Here is a 16,877-nt window from a genome sequence, read left to right as displayed (position 1 = left end):
GAAGTGGGTAGTGAATGAGTTATTGAGAGTCCTAGCCTCAAGTGCCTGCGTCGACATCTGCATAAACAATTGGTACAAGCCTCTAATCACAAAAGCTTAACTCAAGGCTTGGATTAAAATGCTGCTCACTATCAGAGAATAGGCTTATTTCATAGGGTTGCTGCTGTCACTGTCACTTGTGCCAGCGCTTTGACTTTTATGGTTGGCATTAGTGCCAGCATTACGCTGAACTTCATTTTGGGCTATAGCAGATGAAGGAGAACTTTCGACGGTCTCGTTTAAATCGTTGTCCTTATCCTCATCAAAAGGTTTAGAAGGTGTCGGAAATTTGAACCTTGCACTGTATTTAAGCAGCGTGATATTTCCAACCACAACACCCAATACTAAAACAATGATGATAATAACCCAGGTAGTACTCATAAAAATCTCGTAGGCTAACGCCCTTTGTTCAACACGTAGCGATTATACAAGCTAGGTAGCTGCGGCAAAATACAGGTTTTACCTTCTATATCGCTTTTTTCTATGGCTTTTGTAAAGCCATCTATATGTCTGGCACGTTCAAAAGTGCACGCTGTGTCTCGAAAGCTTAAATGCCATGGCTCTACTGCGACGCCACCTGTATTAACCGAAAAAGGTCGATAAAAGCCAAACTGTTCCATATTGTCAGCTAGCCAACAGGAAAGGGCATAGCACGGTCCGTTAGAAAGATACTCGCTTTCGACAAGATTAAACTTACCACCCCAGTTATGCAGGGCAGCTCTATCGTACACATCAATATCTGTTCCCCAATGGTGGCGACTGCCGCCCGGTAGCGCAGACCATGTCAAAATAGCGTGAAGCTTTTCGTTGTCACTTAGCGCCTTGAAAGGCAGTTCATCGCCATTGGTATCAAGGAGCTGCGCTTGACCTGTCCATTTGCGATTGAAAATGGCAGTTTGCCTGCTGAAATCTCGAAAGCTACTGACCAACTGTAAGTCTATACCGTCTTTGTGCGCAGCATCTTGCATGGCAAGAAACGGTGAAATTACGTCGCGATGGAGCCTATGGCCATTGCCAGCATCAACCAGAAATTCGTTGTGCTGGCCTAACCATGCGTGTTCTGGCACTTGATTCATAACCATCAATAGCGGCTATTTAGCCAGCAAGCGTTCTAAGATACCGAAATACATATCAGCAAGCTGTTCAAGGTCAGACATTTTCACGCACTCGTCAATTTTGTGAATGGTGGCATTTACCGGTCCCAACTCAATGACTTGCGCGCCGGTTGGCGCAATAAAGCGACCATCTGATGTACCGCCAGCGGTAGACAGCACGGTAGGTGTTCCTTTAACCGCCGCTATTGCACCTTGGGTAGCGTCTAATAGGGCTCCTGTATCAGTCAAAAAGGGTTGGCCGTTAAACGTCCATTTAATCTCGTACTCCAGTTCGTGGGCTTCCAAAATTGCCGTGACTCTCTCAATGAGAATTTGGTCGGTTACTTCCGTTGAAAAACGGAAGTTGAAGCAAACGTGCATCTCGCCCGGGATCACATTGCCCGCACCTGTACCCGCGTGAATGTTTGATATTTGGAAGCTGGTGGGAGGGAAAAAGTCGTTGCCGTTATCCCAGAGAGATTTAGCTAGCTCGTCAAGGGCCGCCATTGCTCTATGTACAGGGTTTTCGGCTAGGTGAGGGTAAGCCACGTGGCCTTGAACACCTTTTACAATTAAATCACCAGTTAATGAACCTCTGCGGCCATTCTTAACAATATCGCCTACTTCCTTAGTAGAAGAGGGCTCACCAACAATACACCAATCAATTTTTTCATTGCGTGTTTCAAGTGTATCAATAACGCGTGTAGTACCGTTTATAAACGGGCCTTCTTCGTCGCTAGTAATAAGGTAGGCAATACTTCCCTTGTGATCAGGGTATTTGTTCACAAACTCGCGGGTGGCGACCAACATAGCGGCAAGGCTGCCTTTCATGTCAGCTGCCCCCCGTCCATGCAAATAGCCGTCAACTTCAGTTGCGATAAATGGTGGTGTTTTCCATGCTGACTCTGGGCCGCTAGGCACTACATCAGTATGCCCTGCGAAACAAAATACCGGCCCTTCTTTACCTCGGCGAGACCAAAGATTCGTCGTGTCTTCAAACACCATGGTTTCATTCTCAAACCCTAATGCACCTAAAAACTCGCCCATGGCTTCTTGGCAACCCGCATCTTCTGGTGTTACAGAGCGGCGGTTTATTAACTGTTTAGCAATTTCAATAACAGAGTCGTTTAACAAAATATTTCCTCATACTGCGGAGCTTTAAAGCCGATATAAAACGCGTTGTCGTGGAGAAGGATAGGGCGTTTAACCATGGCAGGATGAAGCTCAAGCAAGGCAAGGGCCTTGTCTTTATCTAGGTTCGCTTTCTCTTGCTCTTCTAGCTGGCGAAAGGTTGTGCCGCGTTTGTTTAGCATTGCTTCCCAGCCAAGCTCTGCTTCGGCGCGTGCGAGAAAGTCGTTATCAATGCCGTCTTTGCGGTAATCGTGAAATGTGAAAGCTATATCGTTGTCTGTTAACCATTTTTTTGCTTTTTTAATGGTGTCACAGTTTGAGATCCCATAAAGAATTGTGCTCATGGTAATTTATTCCGTACTACATTGTTGTTAGTAAGTGATCGACGCTGTTTGAATCAGGCCCATTAAGGGCGCTAATGTGAAAGGCTGATGAAAGTAGGAAAAATGTCATAGCCCGGAAACAGTGCGCTTCTACAATCAGTTGTTTAATGTGTTACATCATACAAGCTGTTGTTACGTTGATAAACTCACTTACGATGATTTTTGACAGTAAATCGTTTAATGCAGAAAGCCTGTTAAATGACTAGGGCTTGTTGCCTACGCTTCAAAGGTTAACAGGCCCTAGAGGTAAAGCGTTAACAACGTATCTTCACCGGCTTCCACATACTTTTGATGCGTAGGCAAGACGCCTATAAGTGCTTGTGCATTGAGTAAAGTCAGTGAACAGGTATTGCTCACACCGCGCTGTTTAAGCCATGCAGCATTCACGGTAAAAAGTACTTGTTTGGGCACAATTACATCGCCTCGTTTCAGTGAACAAACGAATTGTGCGCCATGCAGGTGACTCGTATCGCCACCATATTTAATCTTGCACTTTAGGCCAACGGACGACTGTATGTCGATAGCGTAATCTAACGGGGAAACACTGAGTACTTTGCCAGCAAAGGGTGAAACTATTGTATTTGATGTCGATCTTACAGCGGCGCCTGGCCCCATATGGCCGCTTTCGTAAAAGGGTTCATCAATGTACGAAAGCGATACCACTTGCCCAGAAAAAGGGCTTAGGGTAACAAACTGCTTGGTAAAACTATCTGGTGCGTATTGTAGTTGCTTAGCGTTCACCGGTTAAACGTCCTCGTTTACCGAGTAGCCAGCTTTTTTCAGCGCACGCACTGCATCTTTTAGTTTGTTATCTTTTACTAAAAAGAAGTCAGTGTCGAAGGTTGATACCACGAATATGGCTACTTTGGCGGATGCCAACACTTGGCCGATTTGGGCCATTATCCCCACCATCGACAAATGTAAAGGCCCCAACAATTCAAGTGCACGCCACCCTTCATCACTATCCAGTGACGGTACATCCACCGAGTTTGGCACAACAATAGATAATTCATCTTCTGTTTTGCCTAAGAAAAAAAGAGGGCTATTAACCACAGATGCGGGGATATTGCTTTCAGGATCCAAGCTGTGAATTGTAAACAAAGATTCTCTGACTAAAAGTGTTTGTTTGGGCATGAGATACCGAAAAAAAGATAACGTCGAAGATATTCACATTAAACCACTAACTGTGATTAAGTGCTACGTGTTATCCACTTAATCTGTGGATAAGTTTGTTGAGTAGTTTGGGGGTTTGGTGTAAGTGATTGTAATTAAAGGGGTAAATGAACTGTACAAACAATGTTCAGTGGATAACATTCTCGATTTCACAAGCATTTTCCACAGGCTATGTCTACAACTAAAATAAAAAATGTTTAGTTATTTTGCAACTTCTTAGCTTGACAACTATGCCTTTTTTAAAAAATTTGCACACTCTTAAAACGCTAGGTGCATATGATCAAACACGCACCGCTTTTTGTTTTTAAATTATAAGTAAATTGAAATGATCTATTAGTTAACAAAAACTCAGTAAGGTACTACTGTTAAACCCTAACGCTCTAGCAATCACATTTTCACATTTTGCTAGCGGGTTGTGGCGCTTCTCTAGTGTATACCTTACTGGCTATTTGAGTGTTAATCAGCACAAACGCACATGACGTGTACAGATGTCCTGACCAGAAAAAGTGCTAACTAAAACAACAGAGGGAAAGACGATGTCAGATTCTTCATGGTGCGATATTACGGTAAAAAACGCAGACGAACTTGTCAGTTTTTATGAAGTTGTGATGGGGTGGAAGAAAGAACCCATTGATATGGGGGGCTACAATGATTATGTCATGATGAAGGCCGACGGCACGCCTGTGGGCGGAATTTGTCATAAGCGGGGGGGTAAATGCGCACTACCCAAGTGGATGGATAAATTACTTTACTGTAGAAAATCTAGATGCCGCGTTGAAAAAAGTTACTGAAAGAGGTGGAAAACAGGCGGGTGATATACGTCATCACGGGAAAGACTGCTTCTGTGTGATTGTTGATCCAAGTGGCGCCGCCTGTGCACTGTATGAAAAAGGACAAGGCTAAGTAGTTTGTATACATTCTTACCCATTAAACTAAAAAGGCAGCGTGTTGTTTATACTCGCTGCCTGTAGCTACTGCTCTATTTAGAATAGCTTGCTCAGTGTGCCGTGGTTATTTATTTAATACACCCCGATTAACCTGATCGCGTTCAATCGATTCAAACAGTGCCTTGAAGTTACCCTCGCCAAAACCTTCGTCTTGTTTGCGTTGAATAAATTCAAAGAACACCGGGCCGAATACGGTTTCAGAGAATATTTGAAGCAGTAGGCGAGGCTCACCATTTTCCGTTGTGCCGTCCAATAGAATGCCGCGTCTTTGTAGCTCATCTACATTTTCGCCGTGCCCAGGGAGACGCTCTTCAAGCATGTCGTAGTAGGTGTTTGGTGGAGGCGTCATAAACTTCATGCCTTTTGCTTTAAGCTTATCTAAACACGCCACTAAGTCGTCACAGGCGAAGGCGATATGCTGAATACCTTCACCATTGTACTTCATTAAGAACTCTTCAATTTGGCCACCACCGCCAACCGCTTCTTCATTTAGCGGTATGCGAATTTTACCGTCTGGCGCAGTCATTGCTTTCGATAATAGGCCTGTGTATTCACCTTTTATATCAAAGTAGCGAATTTCTCTGAAGTTAAATAGCTTTTCGTAGAATCCTGCCCAGAAATTCATACGGCCGCGGTACACATTGTGGGTAAGGTGATCGAGCGTATGGAAACCACAGCCTTCAGGGTGGCGATCAACGCCTTCAATCCAATTGAAGTCAATATCGTAAATGGTGTTTTCACCTTCATAGCGGTCGATTAGGTATAGCATTGCGCCGCCAATACCTTTAATGGCAGGAAGCTTTAGCTCCATTGGGCCGGTGTAGGTATCCATAGGCTGAGCACCACGTGCAAGCACTTCTTTATACGCATGTTGTGAATCTTTAACGCGAAACGCCATTCCACAAGCCGAAGGACCGTGTTCTTCCGCGTAATAAGCAGCATGGCATTTCTTTTCGTAGTTACTCAAAAGGTTAATGTCGCCTTGACGCCATAGCTCCACGTCTTTTGATTTGTGGCGAGCAACAAGGGTAAAGCCCATAGCTTCAAAAATGGGTTCCAATATGCCCTTTTTGGGCGCAGTGAACTCTAAAAATTCAAACCCGTCTAAACCAATAGGGTTTTCAAACAAATCAGCCATAGCGTTACATCCTCAACGTAAATCACACTTTATAATTGTTATTGGATTGTAAGGCGGTAGTGAAAATTCAGGCAATAGGGGGAGAGTTCACGCATTTTGCGTATGGAAAGCAAAGCTGTAACGTTTTGTTTTCACCTGTGGCTGTGATGTTGGAACAGGGAAAATAAATTTCCCTAACCAATTGAAATTAAGCGCTATTAAGCGATGATAAAGGTTGTCAGTAGTGTTCAAAAATCAGTACAAGTACTTACTTAGGTATCAGCACGCATATTGTTACTCACTCTACGACGCTACTTTTCACCATCGAAATACTTTTTGAGGCCTTTCCAGCACGTCAAATAGTCGCGTTGACGAATATTACAGTTTAATGCAAATTCTGTCGGTGCAATGGCATAGCGCGACTCAAACATAAACGCCAGCGTGTTTTCATAGCGCTGCGGTGCTAGCTCAGCATTAGTCGCTTTCTCAAATACTTCAGCCTCCGGTCCATGGGGGGTCATGCAGTTGTGAAGGCTCATACCACCGGGCACGAAACCGTGCTCTTTGGCGTCGTACGTTCCCTCAATGAGCCCCATAAACTCGCTCATAATGTTTCTGTGGTAATACGGCGGGCGAAAGGTATTTTCAGCAACCATCCACCTTGGAGGAAAAATGACAAAGTCAACGTTTGCAGTACCTTCCAGCTCCGATGGTGAGGTAAGCACGGTAAAAATCGACGGGTCAGGGTGGTCAAAGCTTACCGTATTCATAACGTTAAAACGGGATAACTCATATTTATAAGGGGCAGAGTTACCTACCCAAGCCACTACATCAAAAGGTGAATGATCAAGCTTTGCTTCAAACAAATTTCCACAGAACTTGTTTACCACAGTGTGAGGCGTTTCATTATCTTCAAACCAGGCTGTGGGGTAGCAAAAATCACGTTGGTTCGCATAGCCATTCGCGCCTACTGGACCACGCTCTGGTAGTACAAAAGGATGACCGTAGTTTTCGCAGATATATCCTCGAATTGGCCCATCAGTAGGGTTGACTCCAAAACGCACGCCACGAGGAATAACCGCTATTTCACCCACAGCAAGGTTGAGCCTGCCAAATTCAGTGGTTAACAGCATCTCACCAAGCTGAGGGACGATAAGCATTTCTCCGTCTGATGAGTAGAACGCACGGTTTTGCATATTTACATTGGCACTGTAGCAGTGAATGCCCATACCCATTTGGGCTTTAGCATCGCCATTAGTCGCAATGGTCACAAGCGAGTCTACAAAATCAACGTTTTCATTTGGTAAGGGAACAGGATCCCACCTAAGTACATTCGGTGGGCAATGAACATCAGTCTCAGGGGCTGTTCTTATCAGGCCATTATCAATTTTTACAAAATCGCCCATCGCAATAGATGGGCGTAAACGGTAGGTCCAGCTTCGACGGTTTTCAGAGCGTGGAGCAGTAAAGGCGGTACTGCTAAATTGCTCAGCGTAAAGCTTATAATTTACTTTTTGTGGGCTGAACTGTCCTTTAGGAAGGGCACCGGGTAGCGCCTCTGTCTCGTGCTCATTATTAAAACCCGTTAAATAAGACAAATTATCCATATTCCCTCCCATTGGCGGCCATTGATGCGGCTGTCCCGTTGAATGTTAAAAAGTAGTTACAAATGAAACTATGTGATTTAGGCTAGGGGGAAATGAAATGTAAATCAATGACCATAGCCGAGTAGAGGAGATAGGACCGAAGACATTTGGTACGCTAGCTTTACACTTTTCATGATAAGCCCTCGGTGGAGTTACGCTTAGACTGTGTTTTTAAACACAGCATTTGGTTGTGAGGTTTACGTGGATTAATGTCGAATGCACTTGAACGTTCGCGTCAGTGATAGCGACATTGTAGGTAATAGCAATACTTAAGTTAAATGAAGAGCAACATAGGCTTTGGCAACGAGCACAGAAGTTAAAAGAAAAAGAGTAATAGCACTAATAAGGGCTTAAAACATGCAGCTAGAAGATATGCTTGCCTACAAGGTAGCTATGCTTGCAAGCGATTTAAGTGAATCGCTTTCACAAGAATATGCAGAATATAAACTTTCCAAACCTGAGTGGCGAATTTTAGCCACATTAGGCGGCCGTAATGAAAGCGCCCCAAAATCACTGCTAACTGCAAAGGACATCGCTACTGCAACACGACTGGATAAAGTGCAGGTTTCGCGAGCGCTAGAGCGGTTGGTTAAACGAGACGCTATTGTTAAGCGCGTGAGCAAGCGTGATAAACGGGCCACATTAATTTCATTGTCGGTGGAAGGTGAGAGAATCTACCGGGCTCTGCTGCGTAAAGTTGTGCGGTGGCAAAAAAAACGATTGGAAAATATCACTGAAGGTGAGTATCAAATATTTCTAAAAGTGATAGATGCACTAAGGCCTTAAATTTCGCGTGAAGTCTTTGCTCAGTCTGGTCTGAGCAGATGTGAGGGCAATGCCATAAAGGTTACTTTCGTGCCTTTAGCTGTTAAATTCCCACGAAGCAACCGAATGGGGAAGTTATTGTATTTATTATTCATGGCTTGTTTTCCCCTAAATATTATACAAGCGCTCTTAAGATAAGCACTTAGTAAACGCTTTTTAAAAGCGCTTATATACAGAGCATCTATTTTGCGCATAGCGAGGATATTGAGTGGTACCCCTAGACATCTACGCAGGTAAAAAAGCACGTGAATCCATAATGAAGAACGGGTTTACGCCCGAGCTATTCAGCTATTTTCTGGGAGCTTCGGGTGGCCCAAAATGGTTCTCATTGGCTGGCCTTGACCGCGTACTGTTTCCTGAATGGTTTGCCAATGTCGAGCATCAAATTCACGTTATTGGCTCTTCTGCTGGCGCGTTTCGCACCATTTGCGCAGTTCAAAACGACCCACTTGCAGCGATAAATCGTTTAGCTTCCTCTTATTCACAAACAACTTATAGTAGCGATAAGCCTACGCCTAGAGAAATAACCGCTAAAGCGGAAGACCTGCTGAAAGAAATGGTGGATGACGCAGGTAAGCAAGAAGTATTGTCTAATCCACGCTTTAAAGCACACCTGATCGTTGCTAAATGTTTGGGCGCTACCCGGTTTGAAAGTAAATTCAGGCAACTTTCGGGCTTGGCTATGAGTGCAGCGGCCAATACAGTAAACAGAAGGCATCTTTCTCGTTTGTATACGCGCTATGTGTTTTCAACGCCAGGTACGGACTTTGCGATAAAAGACCCTTATCATCTGCCTACTCAGTATCATGCATTAACACAAGGAAATATTCATACCGCGCTCCTTGCGTCGGGTTCTATTCCTGTTGTTATTGAGGGCGTACAGCAAATTGAAGGCGCGCCAGCCGGGATGTATCGAGATGGCGGTATTATCGACTACCACTTCGATTTGTCTTTCGGACCAGATGATGGCTTGGTGTTATACCCACATTTTTATGACAAACCCATCCCGGGCTGGTTCGATAAGGGCTTGAAGGGCAGGGTGCCTCATCGCTCAAGCTACGATAATGTTGTAATGCTAGTACCTTCCGCATCGTTTGTAGCGAATTTGCCTTATAGTAAAATCCCCGACAGAAAGGACTTTGAGGTGCTTGATGCCAACATGCGTATCAAGTACTGGCAAACGGTATTGAAAGAAACCGATAGATTGGGGGAATATTTTATGAGAACTGTCAACGACGGAACCTTAGTGGACGCCATCAAGCCGCTCCCATTTAAAATGATTTAAGTAAAGTGCGATTGATGAAGAAAGTAGCTAATTGCTGTTAAATTAGTCGCTTGAATCGTATTTTGATAAGTTTTGCTTGCAGCTGGCGCCAGTGCTAAGTATTATACGCGCCGTTGCTTGGCATTCGCCTACCTACCGGTGCAACAATAATTGATACGCGTCTATAGCTCAGTTGGTTAGAGCGCTACCTTGACATGGTAGAGGTCCCCTGTTCGAATCAGGGTAGACGCACCATCCTCTTACTTAATTCTATTTGTTGTTGAATCCAAGCTCTGGATACCTGTCTCTAGTCTTTACTATTCATCTTATTTAATCAGCGCAATGCACGCGTAATTTAACTTTGTATTGTCAGGTGGTCTGTGTGATTTGGACTACACTAAAAGAATGATGGCCAATTTTATATCTATGCTATCTAACTATTTAGCACTCTAGGGAATATGATGAGCTTACAGGAATACCAAGAGCCTTCGTTATTTAAACAACATGGTTCGGCTGAGAGGCGGTTCCTTCAGCTAATTAGTGCCTTACCAAAAGTGTCCGTGCAAGGTTACGATAAGCACAGAAAAGTTATCTACTGGAATAAATCAAGTGAAGACATGTATGGTTTTCGCGAGCGCGAAGCACTGGGTCAAAAACTTGAAGATCTGATCATTCCCTCGTCCATGAAAAGTGATGTGATAAACCTACATCAGCGATGGTTAGATTGCGGTGAGCCAATTCCTTCGGACGAACTCGTACTAGAGAAGAAAAGTGGTGAGCCTATTCATGTTTTCTCGTCTCACGTCATGCTAAAAGAAGGCACCGATTCGCCTGAAATGTATTGCGTGGATATTGACTTGAGTGAGCAGCACACTATTCGGCAAGAACTTGAACGAATGGCGTCCACAGATTTGTTAACTGAGCTGCCTAATAGACGCTTGCTAGAACAGTTTGTGACATCGTCTATCGAAGACGCGTCACGCGATGAATCTTGCTTCGCTTTGTTTTTCATTGACTTGGATATGTTCAAAGAAGTTAATGACACGCTTGGGCATACTCGAGGAGATGAATTACTTCGTTCTGTCTCAAAGCGTTTGTCAGACTGTCTAGGCAAACACGGCTTACTGGCTCGATTTGGTGGAGACGAATTTGTTTTTGTAGCTACCCAAGTGACTTCTGAAAATGAAAGTGCTGACATTGCTAAGAAACTAACCGAGTGTTTCAAGCAAAGTTTTACAATTAGCACTGAAAATGTGTATATCACTTCAAGCATTGGCATAAGCATGTACCCCAAAGACGGAAGTGAAATTGATGATCTTCTGAAAAACGCCGACGTCGCTATGTATCAGGCGAAAGCTGAAGGCCGAAACCGTTTCCACTTTTTCACCCGTGCGTTGAGTCAGAGAGTACAACAGCAACGAAAAATCGCAGCTTATCTGCATGAGTCTTTGGTTAATGATGAATTTGAATTATTGTACCAACCTCAAATCGACTTATTTACAGGGAAAGTGGCATCGTGTGAAGCGCTGTTAAGATGGTGTCCTGAGAATGAGGAAAGAGCTGTTCCACCTAGTGTTTTCATTCCTATTGCTGAACGTAGTGAGTTAATCGTTCACATTGGTAACTGGGTGTTGGAAAAAGCGTGTAAGCAGGCCCAGCTATGGAAAGAGCAGGGTATCAATATTCGCGTTGATATTAATGTTTCGGGGAATGAACTTGAGCAGAATGCTTATTTTGAACGATTAAGGGAATGTCGAGAGCGGCACGGTCTACTTCCTAGGGATATTGGCTTAGAGCTTACTGAAAATGTGCTCATTAAGTCTGACAGCACGATTTTAGACGATTTAAGAGCTCTACGTGATCAGGGCGTTGAAATATCTATTGATGATTTTGGTACGGGCTATTCTTCGCTAAGCTACTTAAAACATTTTCCCGTTAGTCATTTAAAAATAGATCGCTCATTTTTAAAAGGTGCACCGGAAAATGCCTACGACAGCGCGTTAATGGAGGCTATCGTAAATGTTGGTCATAAGCTTGACCTCAACATCGTCGTCGAAGGTGTTGAAACACAAAGCCAATCGAATTATTGTAAATCGCTTAACGTGGAATACGTGCAAGGCTTTCTGTATTCAAAACCCATTAGTTCTGACGCCATTGTAAGACTGCTCAGTGAAAAGTAGACGCGGTTAAAGAAGGTGTATATGAGAAGGGTTCTCACACCCCCTCCTTAATTGCTTTAGCATATAAATATGCAGTAGATTTATATGCTAAACTTCATGAAAAGTGTCAATACCGCTACTGGTCTTAAACTGATGTGCTCAGGTTTAGTACATAGTCCAAAGTGAAGGTTTGGCAAAATAATAGCCTTGTTGGTGTTCAACGTCCAATCTGCTCAATGCAACAGATTCGGCTTCGTTCTCTACCATTACTGCGATAACATGAATATCGAGCCCTTTCGCAATATTGATCAGGCTAGAGACAAATAACTGATTGTCTTTATTGGTATGGATCCCCTGAGTTAGCCTTCCTGAAAGTTTAACAAAATGAGGCTGAATTGCCCTTAAACCTGAAAGAGATGCAAAGTGATCGCCAAAGTGCTCGATGGCAATTCGACAGCCTAACTGTATAAGTTGGCGACAAAAAGTTTCTGCTGCTTCTCGATGATGAATAAGCGCGGCATCTTCGACTTCAAAAATAAGTCTTGGGCACAACGTTTCTCGGCTTCTCAGCTCTTCAATTAACCATTTTTTAAACTCATCACTGGCAATTGAGGCGTTACTAATATTAATAGCAACCTGATGAGATGTGACAGTGAGTTTTTTTAAAACAAGACTAGCCACCAATTTATCAACTTGAGGAATAAGGTCTAATCGCTCCGACGCGGGGATAAGTTGTGCCATGGGTATGATGTCATTGGTATCCTTGTCTTTAAATCGAGAGAAGGTTTCGTAATACGCTGGCGCATTTCGCTCTACATTAATGACGGGCTGTATGAGAATATCAGCATACTGTTGCGATACTATGTAAGTGAGGCGCTCACGCCATTTAGTGTTGCTATTAACCTGTGACACTTCCGAAGAAAACTGCCAACCCTTCTGCGTTTTCATCGCTGACATTAAAGCACTGTCTGCACTTTCCATGACTTGCTGTAACGTCATTTGGTTCGAAAAGCGCGCAACCCCCATCCAAACTGCCTTACTACCATCGCGGAGCGGCGTGGCGTTTGCGAATTGCTTCGACATATTTTCTAACATCAAATTGCGTTCGTCTCGACCCATAACTTCACTTATCAAGGCGAAATCTCCGCCCGATAATCTAAATACAAACCCACTTTTGCAGCTATGTTTCGCTTCATGAACAAGAAAATCTGCAATAGATTTTACATAATTGTCACCGGCTAACATGCCCAATTTAGTATTAATAGTAGTAAGTTGAGCGAGCCTGATAAGAATAAGCTCTTTTTCTTGAAAGTTAGACGTGTCAGACAACAGCGCGCGGGTGTGTCGCTCGAATGCACTACGGTTAGATAACTTCGTTAATGTGTCTTTATTGGCTTCTGTTTTAAACCGCTCAGATTGCTGAGTAATATCGTTGAATTTTGAAGCTAATGACGTGTTTAGCTTGTTTACTGTACTGGTAAGTTGACGGTAGTCTGTAGTAAACGCATTCACCTGCGACGGGGTGAAGTTGTGGCTGTTAATCTCATTGAGCTTTTTAATACTGTTAACGATGGGGCGCCTGGCGAATTTGGTTACCGTAACAATGTATAGCGCTAGAGCGAAAAATAGCCCACAAAAGATGACGGCATTTTTGATGAGAATAGCGGTGATTTCAGTGTAAATATAAGACGTGTCAGACGTAACTAACAAATAACCATCATTATTTGAAAAAGGAATTTTCTTGTTAACGGCAGGCGCGGAATCCAGCTGTAAGTACCAATTAGGAACAATAATGTTAGGCGGGCGCTCGTACTTCGCAAACACATTTCCTTCGACATCAATGACTTTTGCTGCAGATAAAAACGGCTGCAATACCATTTGACGAAGCATGGCATCAATCATTGATTGCTTCGACTGAGAAGACATGGCAGAAGTTTGTAAGACGGTTGTTTCGTAACGCAGCCGTGCTTCTTCAGCTTCTTGCTCGATTGACACTGAAGTGCGAGATTTTATTTCGCTTAGCTCAATACTCGACAACACCGTAAATGCTAAAAGCATAAGGGCAAAAACGCCCAAATTAATTTGACTAGACAGCTTCATTGCTAGCAGTTAGCTCCTTTAACTGAGAAATTTATTATTCGCCTCAACCAAATCGAGTGCTATCACTTTGATTGAGGCTTTTGTTATACCCGCCAATAGTGCCTAAGCGGCGAATAATAAATGTACTGCAAAACATAGAGTTAAGCGAGCAATTAAAAGCCCAGAATAATGAAACAAGCGCTGCTTATTAGTTACTTACCTTTCATCTAGCCACCACGTTTTATTCGGTGCTTCGCCTGCGCTTTTAACCGGAACGATTTCACCGAAAATAGGGATGCTGGTGGGAACACCCTTAGCATGGGCTAGGTCTGTAATTTTCATCAAAGGTTCATTCCAGTTATGCAGCGCTAAATCAAAGGTACTGTTGTGTACAGGCATCATGACACTAGCTTGAATATCAATATGCGCTTGCAGGCTCTGTTCAGGCAGCATGTGAATGTCAGACCACAATTCGTTGTATGCGCCGGTTTCGATCATAGACAAATCAAACGGACCGTACTTGTCGCCTATTGCTTTGAAACCCTCAAAATAGCCCGAGTCACCGCTGTAAAAGATGTTGGTATTCGCAGATTTGATAACCCAGCTAGCCCAAAGGGTCTCGTCTCTATCAAATAAACCTCGCCCTGAGAAATGCTGAGACGGAGTGGCCACTACCTCAATTCCGCTCACTTTTGTACTTTGCCACCAATTTAGCTCAACAATTTTATTTGCATCCACGCCCCAGTCACGTAAATGATTGCCTACTCTTAACGGTGTAATAAACACGTCAACTTTGTTTTTTAGTATTTCAATGCTGCCCTTATCTAAATGGTCGTAATGGTCGTGACTTATAATAACGGCATCTAATTTAGGCAAGTCGCTTAGTGAAATTGGCGCTTGGTGGAAACGCTTGGGTCCCATCCATTGGACGGGAGAAGCACGCTCACTAAAGACCGGGTCGATCAATATATAACGTTTGGCAAGTTTCAATAGGGTAGTAGAGTGGCCCAGCTTTATCACGCTGTCTTCTGCAACTGCGTCAAGCATTTGTGGTGTAACTGCCGACACGGGGATGTCAAACGTTGGCGTTGCAGCATCTCTATTGTCTCGAAAATACGCTTTGGTGACTTTCCACATGTCTCGCCACGTCGTTTTATATTCAATATGAGTATTAGTGAATTTTTCAGGTTGCGACGCGCTTGCAGCAAGGGTGTTTGAAGAACCACAGAAAGATGTCATAAATAAAACTCCAACAAGAAAGCGTGTGCGATTAAAAACGGGCATGCTCTCACCTTAAATAAAAAGTATACTGCACAGTATAGTTTACCCATAATAAACTAATTTTGTTAAAAGTAAACTGCTGGGTGTAGTTTTTGTTGCTTTGTCTGAAGTTTGGGTTGTACTGATAGATTTAACTATGAAGCACAATTACTTTGTAATACGGGATGCTAATCTGGGATGAGTCGAGCGAATGCTTTTGCAGAGCTAGGTGAATTAAAGCAACCTGTTAACACATAGCCAATGGTATTAAACTTATTGTCGAGCAGCCTTGCACTAACCCCTTTATTACTTTGTTCTTCAATTATCCAACGATTGCGGCCACTAGAAGTATGAATGGGTAGCACCATGTTTATAGGATGACAGCTGGTTTTCACAACAATGGGCATAATGGGGTAGGACAAATACTCGGGTTGCTTCCCGTTCATTTTCTCGTTGGCTAAGTTTGACGCCAGTAACTTAACTTGATTCAGTAATGGCGCGACATAGGGCAGTACTACGCCAACCCGCTCGGGCTTAACTTCAGCAATTATATGAGCGCCTGCATCGTCATGCTGTGTTGAAACTTGCGCACAGTCTCCCACGGCAAATACATCTGGTGCCGATGTTTCTAGGTTACTATTTGTTAAAATGCCTCGCTGACACGAAATGTCAGCGCGTAACGCCAACTCAATATTGGGCTTTACACCAATTGCTGATAGCACAAGGTCGCTTTTAAGTCGCTTGCCGTTAGCAAGCAACACTTCTACGCCCTGCCCATCATTTTCAACACGCGATACTGTAGTGCCAAAGTGAAATGCTGCACCTGCCTCTGCTAATGCATGAGTGAGTGAAGTAGAAGCTTCTTTGGGCAGCAGCGCGTTGAGCGCACTGGGTTGAGGGTCGACAATACTCACATGAACACCTGCCCGCAGAAGGTTATCAGCAAATTCACAGCCAATTAAGCCAGCCCCCATGATCGTAATGTGGCGGGCATGCGCGGCGTCGGTAATGAACTGACCATAATCAGTAAGGTTATTTACAACGCGAATTTTGTGACTTGCGTTACCCTCAATAGCTGGCGTCAACGCCGATGAACCTGTCGCTAGAACTAACTTGTCGTAAGGTTGCTCTCCACCGCCTTGAAGTAACACGCATTTAGCGTGCGTGTCGATATGTTCTACCAACGTATGAGTAAACAGTCTAACGCGATATTGGCGTGAAAAATCCGAGGCCGAACTTTGCGTAAGCGTAGCGACACTTTTTCGTTGTGCATAAGCATTTGATAGCTGAGGCTTGCTGTAAACCGCGCCATCATCTGCACAAATAACAATAATAGGCGTATGTTTGTCGTGTTGACGGTACGATTTTACAAAGTTAACGCCCGCCATGCCCGAACCCACAACCACGATGGGTGCATCGCTTGCGTCGTTGTGCTGAGTTCCTTGGCTGGCTAGCGGCTTTGTGCTTGCAGGACCTTCACGGTGAAAGGGTTGGAGCGATGCCTTTTGAGTGTTTATATGCTCAACATCGCTTACCTCAGCCACTTGTTTCATTTGAAAATCGCGCTTACTAATGCCACAGTCAGGGCAACACCAATCGTCGGGAATGTCTTCCCATTTAGTACCTGGAAGTAAGCCTTCTTCGGGGCAGCCTTGCTCCTCATCATATAGCCAACCACAAGCCTGACATTCCCATATTCTATATTGCGACATAGCTTCTACCTCACCAAGCCTTTTGTTTTATAGCCACTAAAGACAATT

The 16,877-nt window shown here is 43.8% G+C and carries 15 protein-coding genes and 1 tRNA gene; 5 read left to right on the top strand and 11 right to left on the bottom strand.

Going from position 1 to position 16,877, the window contains the following annotated elements; translation table 11 throughout:
- Window positions 1-144 precede the first annotated feature (144 nt).
- From V7R42_RS01750 to V7R42_RS01725, 6 genes are all read right to left on the bottom strand, one after another.
- Entirely contained in the window at window positions 145-420 is a 276-nt protein-coding gene (locus tag V7R42_RS01750; RefSeq protein WP_334018524.1) for a DUF2897 family protein, read from the bottom strand.
- A gap of 14 nt (window positions 421-434) precedes the next feature.
- Window positions 435-1,121 (bottom strand): M15 family metallopeptidase, encoded by a 687-nt coding sequence (locus V7R42_RS01745; RefSeq protein ID WP_334018523.1) that lies wholly within the window; start codon window positions 1,119-1,121, stop codon window positions 435-437.
- Window positions 1,122-1,130: 9 nt separating this feature from the next.
- Window positions 1,131-2,267 (bottom strand): succinyl-diaminopimelate desuccinylase, encoded by a 1,137-nt coding sequence (gene dapE / locus V7R42_RS01740; protein ID WP_334018522.1) that lies wholly within the window; start codon window positions 2,265-2,267, stop codon window positions 1,131-1,133.
- Window positions 2,261-2,608: an ArsC family reductase gene (locus V7R42_RS01735; RefSeq protein ID WP_334018521.1), complete on the bottom strand. Its 348-nt coding sequence runs from the start codon at window positions 2,606-2,608 to the stop codon at window positions 2,261-2,263. Before V7R42_RS01735 ends, dapE begins: the two co-directional genes overlap by 7 nt.
- 279 nt (window positions 2,609-2,887) lie before the next feature.
- On the bottom strand, window positions 2,888-3,388 hold the full coding sequence (locus V7R42_RS01730; protein ID WP_334018520.1) for a PTS sugar transporter subunit IIA: 501 nt from the start codon (window positions 3,386-3,388) through the stop codon (window positions 2,888-2,890).
- Window positions 3,389-3,391: 3 nt separating this feature from the next.
- Window positions 3,392-3,781 carry an ACT domain-containing protein gene (locus tag V7R42_RS01725; RefSeq protein ID WP_334018519.1) on the bottom strand — a complete coding sequence of 130 codons (390 nt, stop codon included), beginning with the start codon at window positions 3,779-3,781 and terminating at the stop codon, window positions 3,392-3,394.
- A 575-nt stretch (window positions 3,782-4,356) separates the two neighbouring features.
- Between V7R42_RS01725 and V7R42_RS01720 the strand changes: the two genes are divergently transcribed.
- Window positions 4,357-4,611: a hypothetical protein gene (locus V7R42_RS01720; RefSeq protein WP_334018518.1), complete on the top strand. Its 255-nt coding sequence runs from the start codon at window positions 4,357-4,359 to the stop codon at window positions 4,609-4,611.
- Window positions 4,612-4,831: 220 nt separating this feature from the next.
- Here V7R42_RS01720 and hppD read toward each other — a convergent pair whose 3' ends face one another.
- Together hppD and hmgA are read right to left on the bottom strand one after the other, a co-directional pair.
- On the bottom strand, window positions 4,832-5,905 hold the full coding sequence (hppD, locus tag V7R42_RS01715; protein ID WP_334018517.1) for a 4-hydroxyphenylpyruvate dioxygenase: 1,074 nt from the start codon (window positions 5,903-5,905) through the stop codon (window positions 4,832-4,834).
- 290 nt (window positions 5,906-6,195) lie between these two features.
- Window positions 6,196-7,491: a homogentisate 1,2-dioxygenase gene (gene hmgA / locus V7R42_RS01710; RefSeq protein ID WP_334018516.1), complete on the bottom strand. Its 1,296-nt coding sequence runs from the start codon at window positions 7,489-7,491 to the stop codon at window positions 6,196-6,198.
- 396 nt (window positions 7,492-7,887) lie between these two features.
- Between hmgA and V7R42_RS01705 the strand changes: the two genes are divergently transcribed.
- From V7R42_RS01705 to V7R42_RS01690, 4 genes are all read left to right on the top strand, one after another.
- Window positions 7,888-8,316: a MarR family winged helix-turn-helix transcriptional regulator gene (locus V7R42_RS01705; RefSeq protein WP_334018515.1), complete on the top strand. Its 429-nt coding sequence runs from the start codon at window positions 7,888-7,890 to the stop codon at window positions 8,314-8,316.
- Between the two features lie 247 nt (window positions 8,317-8,563).
- Window positions 8,564-9,640 carry a patatin-like phospholipase family protein gene (locus V7R42_RS01700; RefSeq protein ID WP_334018514.1) on the top strand — a complete coding sequence of 359 codons (1,077 nt, stop codon included), beginning with the start codon at window positions 8,564-8,566 and terminating at the stop codon, window positions 9,638-9,640.
- 157 nt (window positions 9,641-9,797) lie between these two features.
- Window positions 9,798-9,874, top strand: a tRNA-Val gene (locus V7R42_RS01695).
- 206 nt (window positions 9,875-10,080) lie between these two features.
- A complete protein-coding gene (locus tag V7R42_RS01690; protein WP_334018513.1) occupies window positions 10,081-11,799 on the top strand; it encodes a sensor domain-containing protein in 1,719 nt (572 codons plus the stop codon).
- A gap of 144 nt (window positions 11,800-11,943) precedes the next feature.
- Here the strand turns inward: V7R42_RS01690 and V7R42_RS01685 are convergent, their stop codons facing one another.
- The 3 genes from V7R42_RS01685 to V7R42_RS01675 form a co-directional block, all read right to left on the bottom strand.
- Window positions 11,944-13,878, bottom strand: a complete 1,935-nt coding sequence (locus tag V7R42_RS01685) for an EAL domain-containing protein (protein WP_334018512.1) — start codon at window positions 13,876-13,878, stop codon at window positions 11,944-11,946.
- Between the two features lie 195 nt (window positions 13,879-14,073).
- Window positions 14,074-15,141, bottom strand: coding sequence for an MBL fold metallo-hydrolase (locus V7R42_RS01680; protein WP_334018511.1), 1,068 nt, complete (start codon window positions 15,139-15,141; stop codon window positions 14,074-14,076).
- A 164-nt stretch (window positions 15,142-15,305) separates the two neighbouring features.
- Window positions 15,306-16,829 carry an FAD-dependent oxidoreductase gene (locus tag V7R42_RS01675; RefSeq protein WP_334018510.1) on the bottom strand — a complete coding sequence of 508 codons (1,524 nt, stop codon included), beginning with the start codon at window positions 16,827-16,829 and terminating at the stop codon, window positions 15,306-15,308.
- Between the last annotated feature and the right edge of the window lie 48 nt (window positions 16,830-16,877).

The organism is Alteromonas sp. S015 (genome assembly GCF_036864485.1).
GTDB lineage: Bacteria > Pseudomonadota > Gammaproteobacteria > Enterobacterales > Alteromonadaceae > Alteromonas.
The sequence above is the reverse complement of the archived record's forward strand: the minus strand, read 5'-3'. Positions and strand labels throughout refer to the sequence as shown.

Coding starts and splice junctions, on each gene's coding strand:
- V7R42_RS01745 (WP_334018523.1), bottom strand. CDS start 1,121: ATGGTTATGAATCAAGTGCCAGAACACGCATGGTTAGGCCAGCACAAC.
- V7R42_RS01690 (WP_334018513.1), top strand. CDS start 10,081: ATGAGCTTACAGGAATACCAAGAGCCTTCGTTATTTAAACAACATGGT.
- V7R42_RS01725 (WP_334018519.1), bottom strand. CDS start 3,781: ATGCCCAAACAAACACTTTTAGTCAGAGAATCTTTGTTTACAATTCAC.
- hmgA (WP_334018516.1), bottom strand. CDS start 7,491: ATGGATAATTTGTCTTATTTAACGGGTTTTAATAATGAGCACGAGACA.
- V7R42_RS01680 (WP_334018511.1), bottom strand. CDS start 15,141: ATGCCCGTTTTTAATCGCACACGCTTTCTTGTTGGAGTTTTATTTATG.
- V7R42_RS01720 (WP_334018518.1), top strand. CDS start 4,357: ATGTCAGATTCTTCATGGTGCGATATTACGGTAAAAAACGCAGACGAA.
- V7R42_RS01735 (WP_334018521.1), bottom strand. CDS start 2,608: ATGAGCACAATTCTTTATGGGATCTCAAACTGTGACACCATTAAAAAA.
- V7R42_RS01705 (WP_334018515.1), top strand. CDS start 7,888: ATGCAGCTAGAAGATATGCTTGCCTACAAGGTAGCTATGCTTGCAAGC.
- V7R42_RS01750 (WP_334018524.1), bottom strand. CDS start 420: ATGAGTACTACCTGGGTTATTATCATCATTGTTTTAGTATTGGGTGTT.
- V7R42_RS01685 (WP_334018512.1), bottom strand. CDS start 13,878: ATGAAGCTGTCTAGTCAAATTAATTTGGGCGTTTTTGCCCTTATGCTT.
- V7R42_RS01675 (WP_334018510.1), bottom strand. CDS start 16,829: ATGTCGCAATATAGAATATGGGAATGTCAGGCTTGTGGTTGGCTATAT.
- hppD (WP_334018517.1), bottom strand. CDS start 5,905: ATGGCTGATTTGTTTGAAAACCCTATTGGTTTAGACGGGTTTGAATTT.